Origin of the sequence: Pedobacter sp. Leaf41, assembly GCF_001422545.1 — a bacterium.
Lineage (GTDB): Bacteria > Bacteroidota > Bacteroidia > Sphingobacteriales > Sphingobacteriaceae > Pedobacter.
In genome coordinates, this window is record NZ_LMLE01000001.1 from 1200923 (window position 1) to 1217642 (window position 16720).

The window sequence follows — 16720 nt, forward strand, 5'->3', positions numbered from 1 at the left end:
GCATTAATAATGCTATGTTTGTTACGAAACAAAAATCCTAAGTTACAATTTATGAGCGTTCAGCAAACATCAACAGGAAAATTTATTGATGGCGAAGAAATTTTCGCACTCGAACTAACCAATAGCAAAGGCACTTACGTTAAGATTTTTAATTACGGTGCTATCATTAACAAATTTATAGTTCAAAATGATAAAGGTGAGATGCAGGATATTGTATTAGGCTTTGATTCTTTTGAGCAATATCTTGATCCTGAATATTTGAAGAACTATCCTTACTTCGGAGCGGTAATTGGTCGTTATGCAAATCGCATCAAAGATGGTCGTTTCAGCATTGGCGATGAGCGCTTCCAATTGGTTCAAAATGCTGGTGCAGCAACGTTGCATGGTGGCAAGGTAGGTTTTGATAGAAAAGTTTGGGATATTGTTGAAGTTGATGAAAATCAAAACTTGGTTACGTTAGAATATGAAAGTGAAGATGGGGAGGAAAATTTTCCAGGCAATTTAGTGATCTCGCTAACTTTTGAATTGACCGAGAATAATGAACTTATTTTAAGCTACGAAGCTGAAACAGATAAAGCTACTCCCATTAATTTAACCCACCATGGCTATTTTAACTTATCTCCAGATGGGGGAAATGTTGATAATCATCAACTTCAAATTTTTGGGTCGAATTATTTAGAGCAAGATGATAATTATTCAGTAACTGGAAAATTAATTCCGGTAGCTGGAACACCGCTCGATTTTACACACCTAAAGGAAATTGGAAAAGATTGGGACCCTGAAGAAGGTTATGATCAGAGCTTTGTTCTTGATAAAATTTATGGTGATTTATCTCTAGCAAGTAAAACGAGCGAGTCAGAGAGTGGTTTAACATTAAGCGTTTACACTACCGAGCCTGTTGCACATTTATACACCGCAAAATACCTTGATGTAAAAAATGGTAAAGGCGGAAAAGATTACCAAGCTTACAGCGCTTTTTGCATTGAAACCCAGCATCACCCAAATGGAATCAATATTCCTGAATTTCCAAGTACTATTTTACAGCCGGAGGATTTATACACACAAACTACAATTTATAAATTATCACTAGCCAAATAAATATGTTTAGCCTTCAAGATATTAAAACTGCAGAAGCGAAAATTAAAACCGGTGCTGATTTCCCTCAGTTTATAAAGGAAATTAAAGAAATGGGGGTAGTCAGAAATGATGTTTATGTGTCTAACGGACTTTCCATTTATTTTGATGATGAAGACAATGCACAGCAGGCAAGTCCACAGGGGTATCCGGCACTTATCATTAACGATGAATCATCTGAAGATAAATTGAGGCATGCATTAAAGATACACCAAAGCGGAGAAACCGATTATTGGACCTTCTGTAAGCAAGCTGCAGATGCTGGTGTAGAAAAGTGGGTGATTGATTTGGGAGCAATGACTTGTACCTATCTAGATAGTGAGGGGAATGAATTGGTGCGGGAGAAAATTCCAAAGCTTAAAGGCTGGAAATAAAAACGAGTGAGTTGCAATTTCAAGGAAAATAGATAACGTTAGAAAACAGAATAAGCTAGCGTCACTAAATTCTTTCCAGCACCAGTTTAACAGCCTGCTCTACAATTTTATTCGGTTCTTTGCTAAATTCAAAGTTTACGCGGCTTGCCAAAATTGCATTGATCGACAAGGCTTTATGGCCTAATATTTTAGCCAATGCATAAATACCCGCTGTTTCCATTTCCAAATTTGTAATGCGATATTGATTGCTCTTGAAACTGTTTATTAAATTTATAAAGTTCGGTACAGCATTTTCCGCCCTCACTACCCGTCCCTGTGGCGCATAAAATCCAGGGGCAGTAATCGTAATTCCCCTAGGCAGATCCTTTCCAATAGTATTTAGTAAAGTGTCATTAGCAGCAGTTAAATAGGGGTTAATGTTTTTTAAGTGCCCGAAATGCCTACTAACGTCAGCCATTAAAGTTCTATCATCATCAGCAACTTGCTGAACATAATAGTTCATTAGGGCGTCCATTCCCAAACCATAATTCGAAGCCAAAATGGTACCTATCGGGATATCGGCCTGAACGGCACCAGAAGTACCCACACGAATAATACTCAGCGACTTAAGATCTTTTTTAACCAATCTGGTTTCAAAATCTATATTGACCAAAGCGTCCAATTCGTTAAAAACAATATCTATGTTATCCGTACCAATACCGGTAGAAAGCACCGACACCCGCTTTTTACCTACATAACCGGTATGCGTAATGAATTCTCTTTTGCCCTTTCTTAATTCTATTTCATCAAAATACTTACTTACTTCAGCCACCCGATCTGGATCGCCAACCGTGATGACTGTTTCGGCAACGTCTTCTGGCAATAAATTTAAATGATAAATGCTTCCGTCTGGATTGATGATTAAGTCGCTTTCGGATATTTTCATAATTGCTTAGTTTGAAATTAAATTTTGTTTGGGCACTTAAGTGGTTTGGAGATATTTCAGTTTTACGTTGCTTATTTTATCAAACTTACTTAAAACCTGATTCAACTGTGCCTTTCTCACCTCAAGTTTCAAAATGCAATTGGCATCGAAGTGTTGCTGTAGAATAAGCAGGCTTTCCTCTTTAACCAGTTTCATCACATCATTCATCTGAAGATAATCAAAATGTACTTCGTACAGATCATTTATTGTTTTAGTAACAATTTTCGCAGAGGCAATAGCATCCAAACTAGCATTTTTATAGGCATTTATTAAACCAGGAACACCTAATAATGTGCCACCAAAATAACGGACCACCACGATCGCTATGTTTGTAAGATCGGCAGAAAGTAAGCAATTCAAAATTGGTCTGCCAGCAGTACCTGAGGGTTCGCCATCATCGTTAATACGAAAAACAGAACGATCAGGAGTTAAACGATAGGCAAAACACCAATGTCTAGCCTTAGCATGTTCGTTGCGAAGATTTGCAATAATAGGCTTTACCTCATCTTCATTGCGGATAGGATAGGCGTAAGCGATGAATTTACTGCCTTTATCACGAAAAATTCCTTCTGAAGGACTTTCTATCGTTTTATAGGAATCATCGAACAGCATTTTGGGAAAGGGTAATAAAGATGACGGCAGCAAGCGCTAAGACGATTCCGAGGTAGTTTATTTTTGTTAATTTCTCCTTAAATATGATGATTCCAAATAAACTTCCCACAACGATTACCCCCATATTCATTGCTGCAAAAACCGTTGATGGATTGTTGGACAAGGCTTTATGGGCTTTCATATAGAACAAAATGTTACCAAAATTAAATAACCCTAAAACCAAGCCGCAAGCCAAGTTTACAAGCTGAATCTTGATTTTTCTAATGATCATTAATACGATTACAATGATCAGCGAAACGATAAACGCTAGGCAAAAAACAACGAAGAGCGAGGTTGTGTATGGAAGTAAATTATATAAGGCAATTTGTTTAAAGAGTACATCTATAACTCCAAAACCTATAAAAACCATTAATGGATAAATCCAATTTCCCTGATTTTCCTTTTGAACAGTTTTTCGAAGGAAAGTTAAAAATATAGCGGGAAACCCGACTAATAAACCAATTATTTTTAATTGATTAAAATCTTCACTGAATATAAAATAAGCAGCCAAAATCGGGATAAAAAGAGATAATCGCTGGGCGATATCGGTTTTTACAATACCAAGATTTCTTATTGAGGCAGCCAAAAGTAAAAACACTGAAGGCAATAATACTGCTAGCGATAAGTAAATTGACCATGGTGCGCTAGCATTTACAATGATAATATCTGGCTTAAAGAAAATATAACATAAGATTAAAGCAGCAAAATAATTTATTGTAACTGCCTGAATGATATTGATTTGATAGCGTTTTGCCAATTTTAGCAATACGGCAACTGTAACGCTGCAGCAAATGCTTAATAGTATGTATATCATTTAGTTGTGCTGATTAATATAGATGGATAGTTGATCAGAACCAACCCGGATTTGTTCTTGTAAACGACCGTTGATGACTGGTGAGGGAATACCGTCGTTCCAACTGCCTTTAGAATTAAAAATTCTGGCTTCATCCCAGATATTAGCGTCCAGAAATTGCTTTAAAATATTTGCACCACCTTCAACAATTACCGATTGCGTATCCATCAAATAAAGTTGAAAGGCTATTTTTTGAGCCAGATAGAAGTGCATATCTTCCATTTGAATGTAGTGAACATTTCCAACCACATCTGTTTTAATTTCATTAAAGATGATTGTCTTAGCTTCATCATTAAAAATGTGGTTGTTTTGTGGAACGTCGAGATTCTTATCAATTACAAGGCGAATGGGATTTTTGCCTGGCCACTCTCGTGCCGTGAGTTGAGGATTATCGATGATGGCCGTTTTCTTACCAATTAAAATGGCATCTTCCTGTGTACGCCATTCATGGGCCATTCTTTTGGCTAAAGCGCCACTTATCCATTTTTGGTGACCAAAATTGGTTGCAAAATACCCGTTTGCGGTTTCTGCCCATTTAAGAATGATATACGGGCGCTGCTGCTGAATTCTTGTGAAAAATCTTCGGTTAAAATATTTGCACTCTTCCTCTAAAACACCACTTATTACTTCTATACCCGCGTTTTTTAACTTTTCAATCCCTTTGCCATCTACACCAGAAAACGGATCACGATTGCCAACTACCACTTTTTTCAATTGATGTTTTACAAATAAATCGGCACAGGGAGGGGTTTTACCAAAATGCGCACAAGGTTCTAAGTTTACGTAAGCAATGGCTTCTTTTAATAAATCAGTACCTTCATCACCATACTGATCGAAAACCGATTTTATAGCATTCGGTTCTGCATGGGCCTTACCAAATTCTTGATGATAACCTTCACCGATAATTTTCCCATTATGAACAATTACGCAGCCAACCATTGGGTTAGGACTTACATTTCCAATTGGTAAAGCCGCCAGCTCTAAGCAGCGTTTCATGTAAAATTCGTTGGTCATTTGCGCAAAAATACTAAAAAATGAGCCATTAGCGGTACAAACATCATTGATATGGTTTCAAAAATATTAATTTTACAACGATGAAATTAGGAGAGTTAGAAGAGCATTTCAAAGAAGAACTAAGTCAACAATATGATGGTGATGAAGCCAGAGAGATCTTTAGCCTGGCTGCAGAACACGTTTTGAAATTTTCACCAGGGAGATTGCGCATGATGGGCGATAGTGTAATGGACTTCGTTCATTTCCAAAAACTGCTAAGTATCCTAAACGATTTGATCATTGGAAAACCCATTCAATACATATTGGGTGAAGCCCATTTCTATGGTTTAGTCTTTATCGTGAATGAAAATGTACTCATTCCAAGGCCCGAGACAGAAGAGTTGGTAGATTGGATTATTTCAGCCCTTAAGCTTAAGCCAACTGACTCGATTAAAATTTTAGATATTGGAACAGGCTCGGGTTGCATTCCAATTACACTAAAAAAGCACCTGTCGAAAGCATCAGTTTCAACATTAGATGTTTCTGCTGATGCACTTGAAGTAGCGCAACGAAATGCGGTTCAGCTGAATACACCACTGTCCTTTATTCATGCGAATATCCTGAAATATTCAGGTGAAGAAAAATATGATGTAATTGTGAGTAATCCGCCATATATCAGAGAATTAGAAAAAATAGATATGCATTCTAATGTATTGAATTACGAGCCAAAGCTGGCCTTGTTTGTTGATGATAATAATCCATTGATTTTTTACAACGCTATTTCGGATTTTGCCAAAACCAACTTAAAGCCGACCGGTAATTTGTACCTCGAGATTAATGAATTTTTATCATCTGAAACTATGGAAATGCTTTCAGCTAAAGGATTTACAAGTATCGATTTGAGAAAAGATATGCAGGGCAAAAACCGAATGATTAAAGCGAGCTTTGATCAGGCAATTACGATCGCGGATGAAACTGCGTGATTACTTCCCGCAAGTAATCCCTATCGATATGGGTGTAAATTTCAGTTGTCGTAATACTGGAATGACCCAGCATTTCTTGTACTGCTCGTAAATCGGCGCCACCTTCTATTAAATGTGTTGCAAAAGAATGGCGCAAAGTGTGCGGACTAATTGTTTTCTTGAGGCCGGTAGCTACAGCAAGGCTTTTAACGAGGTTAAAAACAGAAATACGGGAAAGTTTTGCGCCGAAACGATTAAGGAAAATAAAATTTTCATTTCCCTTTTTTATAGTCATGTGATTGCGAACTTGGTTTAAGTAAATGTCCAACAGTTTTAAAGCAACGCCGCCAACAGGAACCAAACGCTCTTTGTTCCCTTTGCCAATAACTTTTATAAATTCAATTTGTGGATATAAGTTCGAAATTTTCAAATCCGTTAATTCAGACACCCTTAATCCACAGCCGTAAAGCACCTCTATAATGGCTTTATTACGCATTCCTTCTGGTTTCGAAGCATCAATAGCTTCGATAAGGCCATTGATTTCGTGAATATTCAGCATATCAGGTAACTTTCGACTCAATTTTGGTGCTTCGATCAATGCCATCGGATCGATTTGAATGACCTCTTCCAACATTAAATAGGTGAAAAATGCTTTCATACCTGAAATTACCCGGGCTTGCGTACTGGCTAGCATACCCAGGTTATTTAACCAGCTGATGAATGATCTGATATCAGAGGCCTTAATATCTGTTAATTTGGTTTCTTCTTCGATAGCTTCGAAATACTGGCTCAATTTAGCGATATCATTCAAATATGCCTGTACAGAATGATCAGAAAGCGACCTCTCTAATTTTAAGTAAGCTCTAAATCCTTTAATATATGATTGCCAAAGCATGCTTTTATTTAAGATTTTTTATAACATTGCAACGTTACAACATAAAACCATTAATTGATCATGAAAATTCAAATAATTAACGGCCCAAATTTAAATTTACTTGGCGTTCGTGAACCTTCTATTTATGGCAATATCAGCATTGAAGATTATGTGAAGGAGCTTAAATTATTATATCCCAACGTAGAAATAGCGTATTTTCAAAGCAATGTAGAGGGCGAACTAATTAACAAGTTACATGAAGTTGGCTTTAATTATGATGGGGTAGTGCTAAATGCAGGTGGTTATACACATACTTCTGTAGCGATTGCTGATGCCATTGCCGCAGTTAGAACACCAGTGGTTGAGGTTCACGTATCAAACATTTATGCCCGTGAAGAATATAGACATGTATCTTTAACCGGAAAAAATTGCCAGGGCGTTTTAACCGGGTTTGGAATGAAAGGTTATCGTTTAGCTATTGAAAGTTTAATACAGAAGTAAGCAGCTTATTCTAATCAAGATGCATTTTCACAGCATCCGATAACTCGATGAAGTTATAGATTAGTAAAGTTTACTAAAATATTTAATTTTCTTGATGAAGAATGCCCAAACTACGCTGTTGTTATATACTCCAGCATGTGCAGCATAAGGCTTCTGTATCGATCTCCGTTTTCTGTTTGTTTTGGCAATCGATTTTATGAAATGCCAATGTCCTCTTGTTACAGCCAATGTAAATTTAGGTTTTCCCGATAATAGGAAGTGCCACCAGGCCACAAAATCTATCCACATTCTAATGCCAATTCTAAAAAAAGCATCACTTGCAGGCAAATTTTTCTGCATAATGATCAGGTTGTTCCTGAAATTTAGATAAGTTTTAAAAGGGTTTTCAGTTTGTAATGTACCGCCGCCAACATGAAAGACTTCTGAAGTTGGGCAGTACATAATTTTGTAATTTAAATTTTTCAATCGCCAGCACAAATCTATTTCTTCCATGTGTGCAAACAAGTCGGCATCCAGGCCTCCTGTTTCTATCCAGCATCTGCTTTTAATAAAAAACGCTGCACCACTTGCCCAAAATATTTCTTTTTGATCGTTGTATTGGCCCTCATCCGACTCGTAAACATTAAATAAACGACCTCGACAAAATGGATAGGCATAAATATCCAGATAACCACCGGCGGCACCCGCATATTCAAAATCGCTTTTCTTTAACTGTGATTTAATTTTTGGCTGCGCCGCCGCGATAGAATCATCGCTTTCCATTAAATCGATAACGGGCCTAACCCAGTTGGATGTCACTTCAACATCCGAATTTAAGAGCACGAAATATTCTGCTTCAACCCGCTCCAAAACCTTATTATAACCACCGGCAAAACCATAGTTTAAATCGTTTTTGATGATTTTAACTGTAGGGAAATGCGTTTGTAAAAATGCTACAGAATCATCTGTAGATGCATTATCGCCTACAATAATTTGCAGATTATCGTATTGGGTAAGTAATATTCCTGGTAAAAATTTTTGTAGAAAAGCCTTTCCATTCCAGTTTAATATGACAACGGCTACTGAAGGATTCATGTTGTTATTCGGGTTTAAATTTCCAGCGTTTATGGCTCCATAACCAATATTGAGGCTGTTCTTTTATAATATCTTCTAAGAATTTAAAGTGCAAGTTAGTAATCTCGTATTCATCCATTAATGAAGGGTTTAAACACATAGGCAAAACCTCAACATGGTAATAGCCTTTCTTCACTACTGTAACTTTAAAATAATAAATAGGTCTGTTGGTTGATTTGGCAATTTTTTCTAATCCTAATAATGCTGCTGTAGGCTGATTTAAAAAATTGACGAAATATTTGGTTTCCTGACGGGTAGGGGCCTGGTCTGTTGCAAAACAAAATAATGTAGGTTCGTTTTTATAAGCAGCCAAGCCTCTTAAAGTTTGGCGCATGGCGATAAAAATATTTCCATATTTTGTTCTGAAACCGTTAAACCACGCTTCGAAGATTTTATTGGTCAGCGGTTTATAAATCACCATTGTTTTAGCAGAAATATTTAATCCCAAAGCCAACGTTCCCAATTCCCAATTTCCGTAATGCCCGGTACAGGCCAAAACACTTTCGCCAGCATTAAAATGTTTCTCCAATTGCTCCAAGCCCGAAAATTTCACCCTTTTTAAAGTTTCTTTTTCCGAGATGGTGGTCATTTTAACGATTTCAAAAATGAGTTCTGCTAAAAAAAGAAAATATTTTTTCTCTACAATGATAATTTCATCACTTGATTTTTCGGGAAAAGAGTTCACTAAATTCTGTCTAACTACTTTTTTTCTATAACCGATTACATAATAAAGAAGATAATATAGTAATCTTGCAAAAAAAAATAAAACAGGCAGTGGTAGTATCGACACGAGGTATAAAAAAAATACGCCAATGTGCGCCATCACTCTTTTAATCATTATTTTTATTGGTTTCAGCTACAAACATAAATTTTCAAATGCAGAATACAGCTATACTACCATTATTTTATCTTCCTCCTGTAGGTTATTTTAGCTTGATACAGCAATTTGGTAATGATTTTTTAATAGAAAAACATGAACATTTAGCAAAGCAAACTTACCGCAATAGAGCAAGTATCTATTCTCCAAACGGAAAATTAGATTTAACCGTTCCATTGGTAAAAGGATCAAAAACACATAAAAAAATGAAAGATGTTCGCATCAGCTATGATTTTAATTGGCAACGTTTACATTGGTTGAGTTTAGAAACTTGCTACCGCAGCTCGGCCTATTTCGAATATTATGAAGATGAATTATTGAGATTTTACCAAAATAGGTTTGAATTCCTTTTTGACTACAATTTGGAGTTGATGGAATGGCTTTTGCAAAAACTAAAGCTAAAGATTGATTTGAGAATAACAACCTCTTATGAAGATCAAATTGCGCCAGAATTAGACTTTAGAGGGATGATGAATCCTAAAAAAAATGAGGATATTGTAAACACTAAGCCATATTATCAGGTTTTCGATGACAGGCATCAATTTTTAAACAACTTAAGTATAGTTGATTTGTTGTTCAACCAAGGTCCACAAGCCAAGTTGTATTTATAAAATGGGAAAAAACAAACCTCGTAGTCGCCACAAGCATTATAAAGTTCCAGCGCCAGGAACAAGCCCAGGGCTTTATGCCATCGATGATGAGGCTTTGAAGCCCGTGATTGTTTTTCATACCTATAATGATAAATCTCATAAAAAAGAGGAACTGAAAAACATCAATAATATAGAAAAGCTGATTCAGGATAAAAGCTATAATTATTGGTTTGATATAAAAGGTTTGGCAGATCCAAATATGTTCGAAACGCTTTATTCGAAGTTCGACATTAGCAGGTTGGTTTTGGAAGACATTACAAGTGGTTATCAGAGACCAAAATTGGATGAATATGACAATGATAACTATATTTTTTCTGTAAGCAGACATCTCTATTTAGGTGAGGACGGCGTTTTATGCAATGATCAAATCTCTTTCATATTATCAGAAAGAACCTTAATTACATTTCAGGAAACCTATTCTGATTGCTTTGAGCCAGTAAGGAAGCGATTGGAGATCGGCAAGGGTAATATCCGCATCGGGGGCAGCAGTTATTTGATGTATGCGATAATGGATGTAATTGTCGACAATTATTTTTCACTGTTGAACTTTTGGGGAGAAGAGCTTGACGCTATTGAAGATAGACTTTATGATCGGCCCGATAAGAGAATCATGTACGATACCCAAGCCATTAAAAGATCATTAATTACCATTAGGAAAATTGCCTGGCCAGAACGGGATAAGCTGAACGACATTATTAGAACAGATAGTCCGCTGATTTCTGATCTGACCAAAACATATATGAAAGACGCCTACGATCATTGCATCCAAATCATTGATTTTATTGAGTCGTTAAAGGAAATTGCTTCAGCCAATATCGATATGAATCTCTCAATCATCAGCAACAGGATGAACGAGATTATGAAAGTGCTGACCATCATTTCTTCTATATTCATTCCTTTAACATTCATTGCAGGTATTTATGGAATGAATTTTAGCCGGGAAGATCCCGTAACTGGCAAAGTAATGCCATACAATATGCCCGAACTCTATAGTCCGCATGGTTACACCTATACCTGGATTGTAATGGGCATAATTGCTGTGGTACAAGTGATTTATTTTTGGCGCAAGGGCTGGTTTAAGTAAGTAAATTCTATTTGCTTTTTATACCTTAGTAGCTTCAAACACATATTGGTTAGGTCAAAGGAGCGATGCAGTCATTCGAAATAGATAAAAGCGATGTACTAAAGGTAAAAAATGCTATTTTAGCTTGTGATGAAATCTTAAAAGAGGTTTTAGAGGAATATCATGCTTCGGAAATTGCCATTTTATTCGAAAGATTAGACAAATCTGAGCAAAGACATATCATTAATATCCTTCCTGCTGAAATTGCGTCAGAGATTATTTCTGAAATGGATGAAGAATCCCATCCAGAGGATTTGCTATTTGAACTTCATCCTGATAAGCGTACAGAAATTGTTGAAGAACTAGACTATGATGATGCAACCGATATTATTTCTCAACTCGAGGATCACGAGCAGGCAGAAATCCTTGAAGATTTGCAGGATGAACATGCATCAGAAATTCGGAACCTTTTAACCTACGACGAAAAAACTGCAGGTGGTTTAATGAATACAGAAATTATCTGTGTTAATATTAATCTCACTAAAAAAGATGCCATTGAAGAAATCATTCGCCAGAGTGAAGAAATGGAAGAGTTTTATACCATTTATGTGGTGGACGACGAAAAAATATTCAAAGGAATTGTATCATTAAAAGACATCATTAAAGCGAAACATAACGCTCAAATTACCGAACTGGTTAAAATGGATGCCGTTTATGTTCATCCCGATACCGACCAGGAAGAAGTAGCAAATCTAATTTCGCAGTATAATTTAACCAGTATTCCTGTAATAGATGACAACCAAAAATTATTAGGCAGGGTTACATTCGATGACGTGATTGATGTAATGGAAGCAGAGAGCACTGAAGATATCTTGAAAATTTCCGGGGTATCGGAAGATGAAGAACTGAGTGGGAATTGGGTTGAGGCAGTAAAATCACGTCTGCCTTGGTTAATCATTAACCTCGGCACTGCATTTTTAGCTTCCTCTGTTGTACGATATTTTGATCCCACCATTAAATTAATTCCATCGCTTGCCGCTTACATGACTATCATTGCCGGGATGGGCGGGAACGCAGCAACACAGGCGCTTGCGGTAACCGTTAGGCGTATTTCACTTTACGATTTAACGGATAAGCAGGCTTACAGAACGGTTTTGAAAGAATTTACAGTAGGTTTAATAAACGGAGCTGTAAACGGAATAATCGTATTTATTTTTGCTTTTTTCTTTGATGGAAACCCTATGTTAGGTTTGGTTATATTTTTAGCCATGACAGGAAATCTTTTAATAGCCGGGGTAACAGGAGCGGGGATTCCGTTGATATTAAAACGTGTTGGGATTGATCCAGCTATTGCATCATCCATCATTATAACCACCTTTACCGATGTTTTTGGCTTCCTCCTCATTCTCGGTTTAGCCAGCAAGTTATTACTCTAAAAATATTAAACAAAAAAGTCGGAAGAATTTAATCCTCCGACTTATAATCAAAATTGCAGTTGCTTAAACTGCCGTTACTCTAACGGCTATATTACCTTTAACAGCTTTCGAATAAGGGCAAGCTCTTTGTGCTTTATCAGCAATGGCCTGCGCTTCTTCATGAGATATTCCAGGAATATGTACATCTAAATCTGCAGATAATACAAATGAATTTCCATCTTTATTGAAAGAAACCAACACTTTCACATTCGCTTCGCTCACATCAACGCCTTCACGCTCTGCAACCGAACCTAATGCACCTAAGTAACAAGGGCCCCAAGCCGCAGCAAACAATTCTTCGGGATTAGTAGCTCCGCCTTGTCCGCCAAGTTCTTTTGGCTTCCTAAGTTCCAAATCTAAAATTCCATCGCTCGATTTAATGTGTCCATCTCTTCCTCCGGTAGCTGTAACTTCAGCTGTATATAGCTTTTCCATAATAATTTATTTAACTAGATAAACAAACACTATCCGGCATTGTTTGCAATCACTACAAGCTTAGCATAATAGCAGTTAAACGCAATTATATCTCATTTTTTAACTAAAATAGATGGGAAAAAATGAGTTTGTGTAAAAAAGCGCAAAAAAATCAAGGTTTTCCGAGAGGTAAGTAATGTACTCCAACTGGTACAAAAATCATTAAACAATATTAAATCTCTATTTATCAATAATTTATATTTATTTTCTTTGTTAATACTGATAGAGATAAAGATCTTTCCCACTTAGCGGACATCAAATTTCGTGTAATAAAAGGCATTGTAAGGGGTACCGAAATGTTAAGCAGATACTAAAATAATATTTTTACAATATCACTTTTTAATTATCGTCCCGTTGATTAATAAATTGTTGTTGATGTTGCTGATAGCAGTAATTGCTATTCCATCAAAATTGAGTGCTCAAACCTGTCCGGAAAATATCGGTTTCGAAAATGGAAATTTTTCGAACTGGAAGCTTTTTACGGGGCTTTCAAGTATTGATAAAAACAAGAATGTAATTTATACCAATGAAGTTAATAATCCGGCCTCTGGTAGACATACGCTAATCTCTGCTAAAACGGAGAAAGACTTTTATGGAGGCTTTTCGCTGATCCCAAAAAGTGGCGGCAACTTTACCGTAAAGTTGGGAAACAATGGTACGGGAGCCCAGGTTGATGGCATATCTTATTTATTAAACGTGCCAGCAGACAGGCCGGAATTCACTTTAACCTATCAATATGCTGTGGTTTTGGAAGATCCAAATCACCCTTTGGAGGAGCAGCCAAGATTTATAGCCAGAGTTAAAGACCTTGAAAAAAACGCTTATATCCCATGTGCATCCTTCGAGTATGTAGCAACATCGTCATTGCCAGGTTTCACAAAATCGAAGGTCAACAACTCCGTAATTTATAAAGACTGGACACCAGTTACCATTAACTTATCTGGCTATCAGGGCAAAAAATTATTGATAGAATTTATTAGTGCAGATTGTGCGCTAGGTGGTCATTTCGGCTACGCTTATGTAGATGTAAATAATCTTTGTGGCGATTTAATTGTAGGCAATACCTATTGTAAAAGTGCCGACGAGCTAAATATATCTGGACCTAGCGGCTTCAAAAACTACAATTGGTATAATGCAGATAGATCTGTGAAATATGGTTCGGGCCAATCAATTACGTTAAAACCCACACCCACCGAAGGATCAAAAATTATTCTGGATTTAATGCCATATGATGGATTTGGATGTCCGAGCTCCGTAGAAGCAGTAGTGCATAGTGTCGATTATCAGGTCATGGTCCAAGAGAAAAACACAGTATGCGAAAACGATGAAATTGATTTTACCAGTGCTAATTATATTTTGAACAAAAATGAGGGATTTACCTATCTGGTTTATCAGGATAAGGATTTAACACAACAAGTTACTGGCTTAGTTAAGATAAAACAAAACAGTAAATATTATATTAAGGCTACTAATTACAAAGGCTGTGAAAGCTTTGCGACGATTGATGTTGCTTTATTCGATATTGCTAATATCACTGTTAAAAATCCTCCGGCAGTTTGTTATAACGAAACCGTTGATATTACAAGCAATCTCCTGTATTCAAAGCTAGATGGTATCTCCAGAACTTATTTTAAAGATGAAAAAGCCACTAAAGTTTTGCCAAATCCTAATGCAGTAAACGCCTCTGGCATTTATTATGTTAATTTTTCTAATAATTTCGGTTGCAATAAAATTCTCGCGATTGAAGTTGAAATAAGTCCAAAACCTTTATTAAAAATTAGTAATCCCACTGCAGTATGTTTTCCAAATAAGGTTAACATTTCATCTCCAAGTATTTTTGCTGGTAGCGATGATTCCTTCCAGTACAAATTCTTCGAAGATGCAGCCCTAACAATTCCTCTTGCTAATCCCGAAAACGTTGCTAAAACCGGAACTTACTACGTAACTGCTACTAATGCACAAGGTTGTTTGGTAAACAACAAAATTGACGTTATGATTAATGATCTGCCGGTTTTGGTTGTTAAAGACCCATCTGAAGTGTGTTATCCCGAAAAAATCGATTTAACTAACCCCAATCTTTTCGAAGGAAGTTCTGAGCAATTAAGTTTTTCATTTTATACTAACGAGGCGTTGACTGATAAACTGGTGAATCCAAAAACGGTATCTAAATCGGGGATCTACTTTGTTAAGGCTACAAACCCATCTGGTTGCTTCGTTTATAGTAAGCTAAAAGTAACCGTTAATCCATTGCCAACCATTGTTCTCAATAAACCAAGGCCTATTTTTGATAAAGATTTTATTGATCTTACTTCAGCAGATATTTTAAAGGGGAGCAAAGATTATGTGAAGGTTGGCTATTTTCATGATGCATCGTTAAGTCGGCCAATTGTTGATCCTACGAGAATTAATAAAGCTGGCATTTATTATATCTCCCTTCAAAATGACAAGGGATGTTCGGTTTCGGCATCGATAGAACTTAACATTTTACCTCAGCCTAAAATTGTTGTTCCAACAGCGTTTACACCAAATAAGGATACAAATAACCGATTGTATCCATTTCTGGTAAGTATTCAAAAGTTGACAAGTTTCAAAGTCTTCAATAAATGGGGGATTCTCGTTTTTCAGACTGATTTAGCCGCAAATGGTTGGGATGGTCAATTTAAAAGCAAAATGCAACCATTAGAAACATTTTCATGGTTTGCAGAAGGGATTGACACCTTTGGCGGAAAATTTCAAACTACAGGTAAAACCATATTGATATTATAATGTACAAATCGCTTATTCTTTCATTTTTGTGCTTGGTTACATCATGTTGTTCTGCGCAGGATCCTAAGTTTTCACAATACTTTGCTGCTCCGCTATCTTTGAATCCAGCTTTTACAGGATTTTTTGATGGAGAGTATCGCCTCGCAGTAAACACACGCCAGCAATGGGGAAATTTAGGCGATCCTTACAATACTTATAGTGTTTCTGGCGATGTTAAGCTTGTGGAAGACGAAAATTTCACCAACAGCGTATTCAGTTTAGGTTTAAGCGGGTTGTTTGACGAATCGTTTAACAAAGCTTTAAAGTCCCAGTATATCAGTGCAAGTATGTCGTATTATCAATATCTTGATGTAGATCACCGGTTTAAGTTTGGTTTGGCGCCACAAGTGTCTTATGTTTCTAGGTTTTTAGACTATAATAAACTAACTTTTGCATCGCAATATACTGATGGGGGCTTCGACAACTCGCTACCGAATTACCTGGATTTAAAAAATGATAAAACATCATACTTCGACTTAAACATTGGCTGTAATTTTTCAGCTACTTTTGATCATGTTAGTTTCGTTTTGGGGTATGCGCATTATCACCTCACAAAGCCTCAGGAAACACTCCTAAATAACACAACCCAATATGTTCCATCCAGGCAAACAGTAAATTTAGGGATGCTTTATTTGCTTAATAATTATGTCGATTTAAATGTAACTGGCGTTTATAATGTTCAACGAAATAATAAAGACACTATTTTGGGTACTGTTGTGGGATTAAAACCCAATGACGAAACTCGATTGAAATTAAATTTCGGAATGTGGTTTAAGTTTAATGAGGCTTCGTTTTATCCCTATCTAGGCGTTACAATGGGCGATGTGAGCGCTGGCTTAAATTATACCGTTTATGGAAACAAAGTATTGAATGCAACGCCACGGACCTATGAGTTATCGCTCATTTATCGACATAACAATTTCAAAGGCTTCAAAGTTCCTTGTCCAAAATTTTAGA

17 protein-coding genes are annotated in these 16720 nt (G+C 36.5%); 9 read left to right on the forward strand and 8 right to left on the reverse strand.

The features are described from left to right. The first annotated feature begins 51 nt into the window (after positions 1–51). Both ASE92_RS05185 and ASE92_RS05190 read left to right on the forward strand, forming a co-directional pair. Positions 52–1098, forward strand: a complete 1047-nt coding sequence (locus ASE92_RS05185) for an aldose epimerase family protein (RefSeq protein ID WP_056848983.1) — start codon at positions 52–54, stop codon at positions 1096–1098. Between the two features lie 2 nt (positions 1099–1100). Continuing rightward, on the forward strand, positions 1101–1508 hold the full coding sequence (locus ASE92_RS05190) for a DUF1398 domain-containing protein (RefSeq protein WP_056848984.1): 408 nt from the start codon (positions 1101–1103) through the stop codon (positions 1506–1508). A gap of 64 nt (positions 1509–1572) precedes the next feature. Here the strand turns inward: ASE92_RS05190 and ASE92_RS05195 are convergent, their stop codons facing one another. The 4 genes from ASE92_RS05195 to ribD are packed head-to-tail and all read right to left on the reverse strand — an operon-like array spanning position 1573 to position 4972. After that, positions 1573–2433, reverse strand: a complete 861-nt coding sequence (locus ASE92_RS05195; RefSeq protein ID WP_056848985.1) for a nucleoside phosphorylase — start codon at positions 2431–2433, stop codon at positions 1573–1575. A gap of 36 nt (positions 2434–2469) precedes the next feature. Further along, positions 2470–3084 (reverse strand): YigZ family protein, encoded by a 615-nt coding sequence (locus ASE92_RS05200; protein WP_056848986.1) that lies wholly within the window; start codon positions 3082–3084, stop codon positions 2470–2472. Continuing rightward, positions 3071–3937, reverse strand: coding sequence for a DMT family transporter (locus tag ASE92_RS05205; RefSeq protein WP_056848987.1), 867 nt, complete (start codon positions 3935–3937; stop codon positions 3071–3073). The genes ASE92_RS05200 and ASE92_RS05205 overlap by 14 nt, the downstream gene beginning before the upstream one ends. Beyond that, positions 3938–4972 (reverse strand): bifunctional diaminohydroxyphosphoribosylaminopyrimidine deaminase/5-amino-6-(5-phosphoribosylamino)uracil reductase RibD, encoded by a 1035-nt coding sequence (gene ribD, locus ASE92_RS05210; RefSeq protein WP_235527282.1) that lies wholly within the window; start codon positions 4970–4972, stop codon positions 3938–3940. It abuts the gene before it with no gap. Positions 4973–5070: 98 nt separating this feature from the next. Here ribD and prmC point away from each other — a divergent pair, with 98 nt between their 5' ends. Further along, positions 5071–5952, forward strand: a complete 882-nt coding sequence (gene prmC / locus ASE92_RS05215) for a peptide chain release factor N(5)-glutamine methyltransferase (protein WP_056848989.1) — start codon at positions 5071–5073, stop codon at positions 5950–5952. Here prmC and xerD read toward each other — a convergent pair. Then, positions 5927–6826, reverse strand: coding sequence for a site-specific tyrosine recombinase XerD (gene xerD, locus ASE92_RS05220; RefSeq protein ID WP_056848990.1), 900 nt, complete (start codon positions 6824–6826; stop codon positions 5927–5929). The two genes, prmC and xerD, sit on opposite strands and share 26 nt — an antisense overlap. A 60-nt stretch (positions 6827–6886) precedes the next feature. Here xerD and aroQ point away from each other — a divergent pair, with 60 nt between their 5' ends. Next, positions 6887–7306 (forward strand): type II 3-dehydroquinate dehydratase, encoded by a 420-nt coding sequence (aroQ, locus tag ASE92_RS05225; protein ID WP_056848991.1) that lies wholly within the window; start codon positions 6887–6889, stop codon positions 7304–7306. A gap of 60 nt (positions 7307–7366) precedes the next feature. Here aroQ and ASE92_RS05230 read toward each other — a convergent pair whose 3' ends face one another. Next, on the reverse strand, positions 7367–8380 hold the full coding sequence (locus ASE92_RS05230; RefSeq protein WP_056848992.1) for a glycosyltransferase family 2 protein: 1014 nt from the start codon (positions 8378–8380) through the stop codon (positions 7367–7369). Positions 8381–8384: 4 nt separating this feature from the next. Beyond that, the gene (locus ASE92_RS05235) at positions 8385–9257 is read right to left on the reverse strand and encodes a lysophospholipid acyltransferase family protein (RefSeq protein WP_056848993.1); all 873 of its coding nucleotides are present in this window, start codon (positions 9255–9257) and stop codon (positions 8385–8387) included. Between the two features lie 38 nt (positions 9258–9295). Between ASE92_RS05235 and ASE92_RS05240 the strand changes: the two genes are divergently transcribed. The 3 genes from ASE92_RS05240 to mgtE all read left to right on the forward strand — a co-directional run bounded on the left by ASE92_RS05240 (position 9296) and on the right by mgtE (position 12445). Then, positions 9296–9907 (forward strand): WbqC family protein, encoded by a 612-nt coding sequence (locus ASE92_RS05240; protein WP_056848994.1) that lies wholly within the window; start codon positions 9296–9298, stop codon positions 9905–9907. A 1-nt stretch (position 9908) separates the two neighbouring features. After that, positions 9909–11030 (forward strand): magnesium/cobalt transporter CorA, encoded by a 1122-nt coding sequence (corA, locus tag ASE92_RS05245; protein ID WP_056848995.1) that lies wholly within the window; start codon positions 9909–9911, stop codon positions 11028–11030. Positions 11031–11095: 65 nt separating this feature from the next. Further along, entirely contained in the window at positions 11096–12445 is a 1350-nt protein-coding gene (gene mgtE / locus ASE92_RS05250) for a magnesium transporter (RefSeq protein ID WP_056848996.1), read from the forward strand. A gap of 63 nt (positions 12446–12508) precedes the next feature. Here mgtE and ASE92_RS05255 read toward each other — a convergent pair whose 3' ends face one another. Beyond that, on the reverse strand, positions 12509–12919 hold the full coding sequence (locus tag ASE92_RS05255; RefSeq protein ID WP_056848997.1) for an organic hydroperoxide resistance protein: 411 nt from the start codon (positions 12917–12919) through the stop codon (positions 12509–12511). Positions 12920–13333: 414 nt separating this feature from the next. Here ASE92_RS05255 and ASE92_RS05260 point away from each other — a divergent pair, with 414 nt between their 5' ends. After that, positions 13334–15724, forward strand: a complete 2391-nt coding sequence (locus ASE92_RS05260) for a gliding motility-associated C-terminal domain-containing protein (RefSeq protein WP_056848998.1) — start codon at positions 13334–13336, stop codon at positions 15722–15724. Then, on the forward strand, positions 15724–16719 hold the full coding sequence (locus ASE92_RS05265; protein WP_056848999.1) for a PorP/SprF family type IX secretion system membrane protein: 996 nt from the start codon (positions 15724–15726) through the stop codon (positions 16717–16719). Before ASE92_RS05260 ends, ASE92_RS05265 begins: the two co-directional genes overlap by 1 nt. The last annotated feature ends 1 nt before the right edge of the window (position 16720 follow it).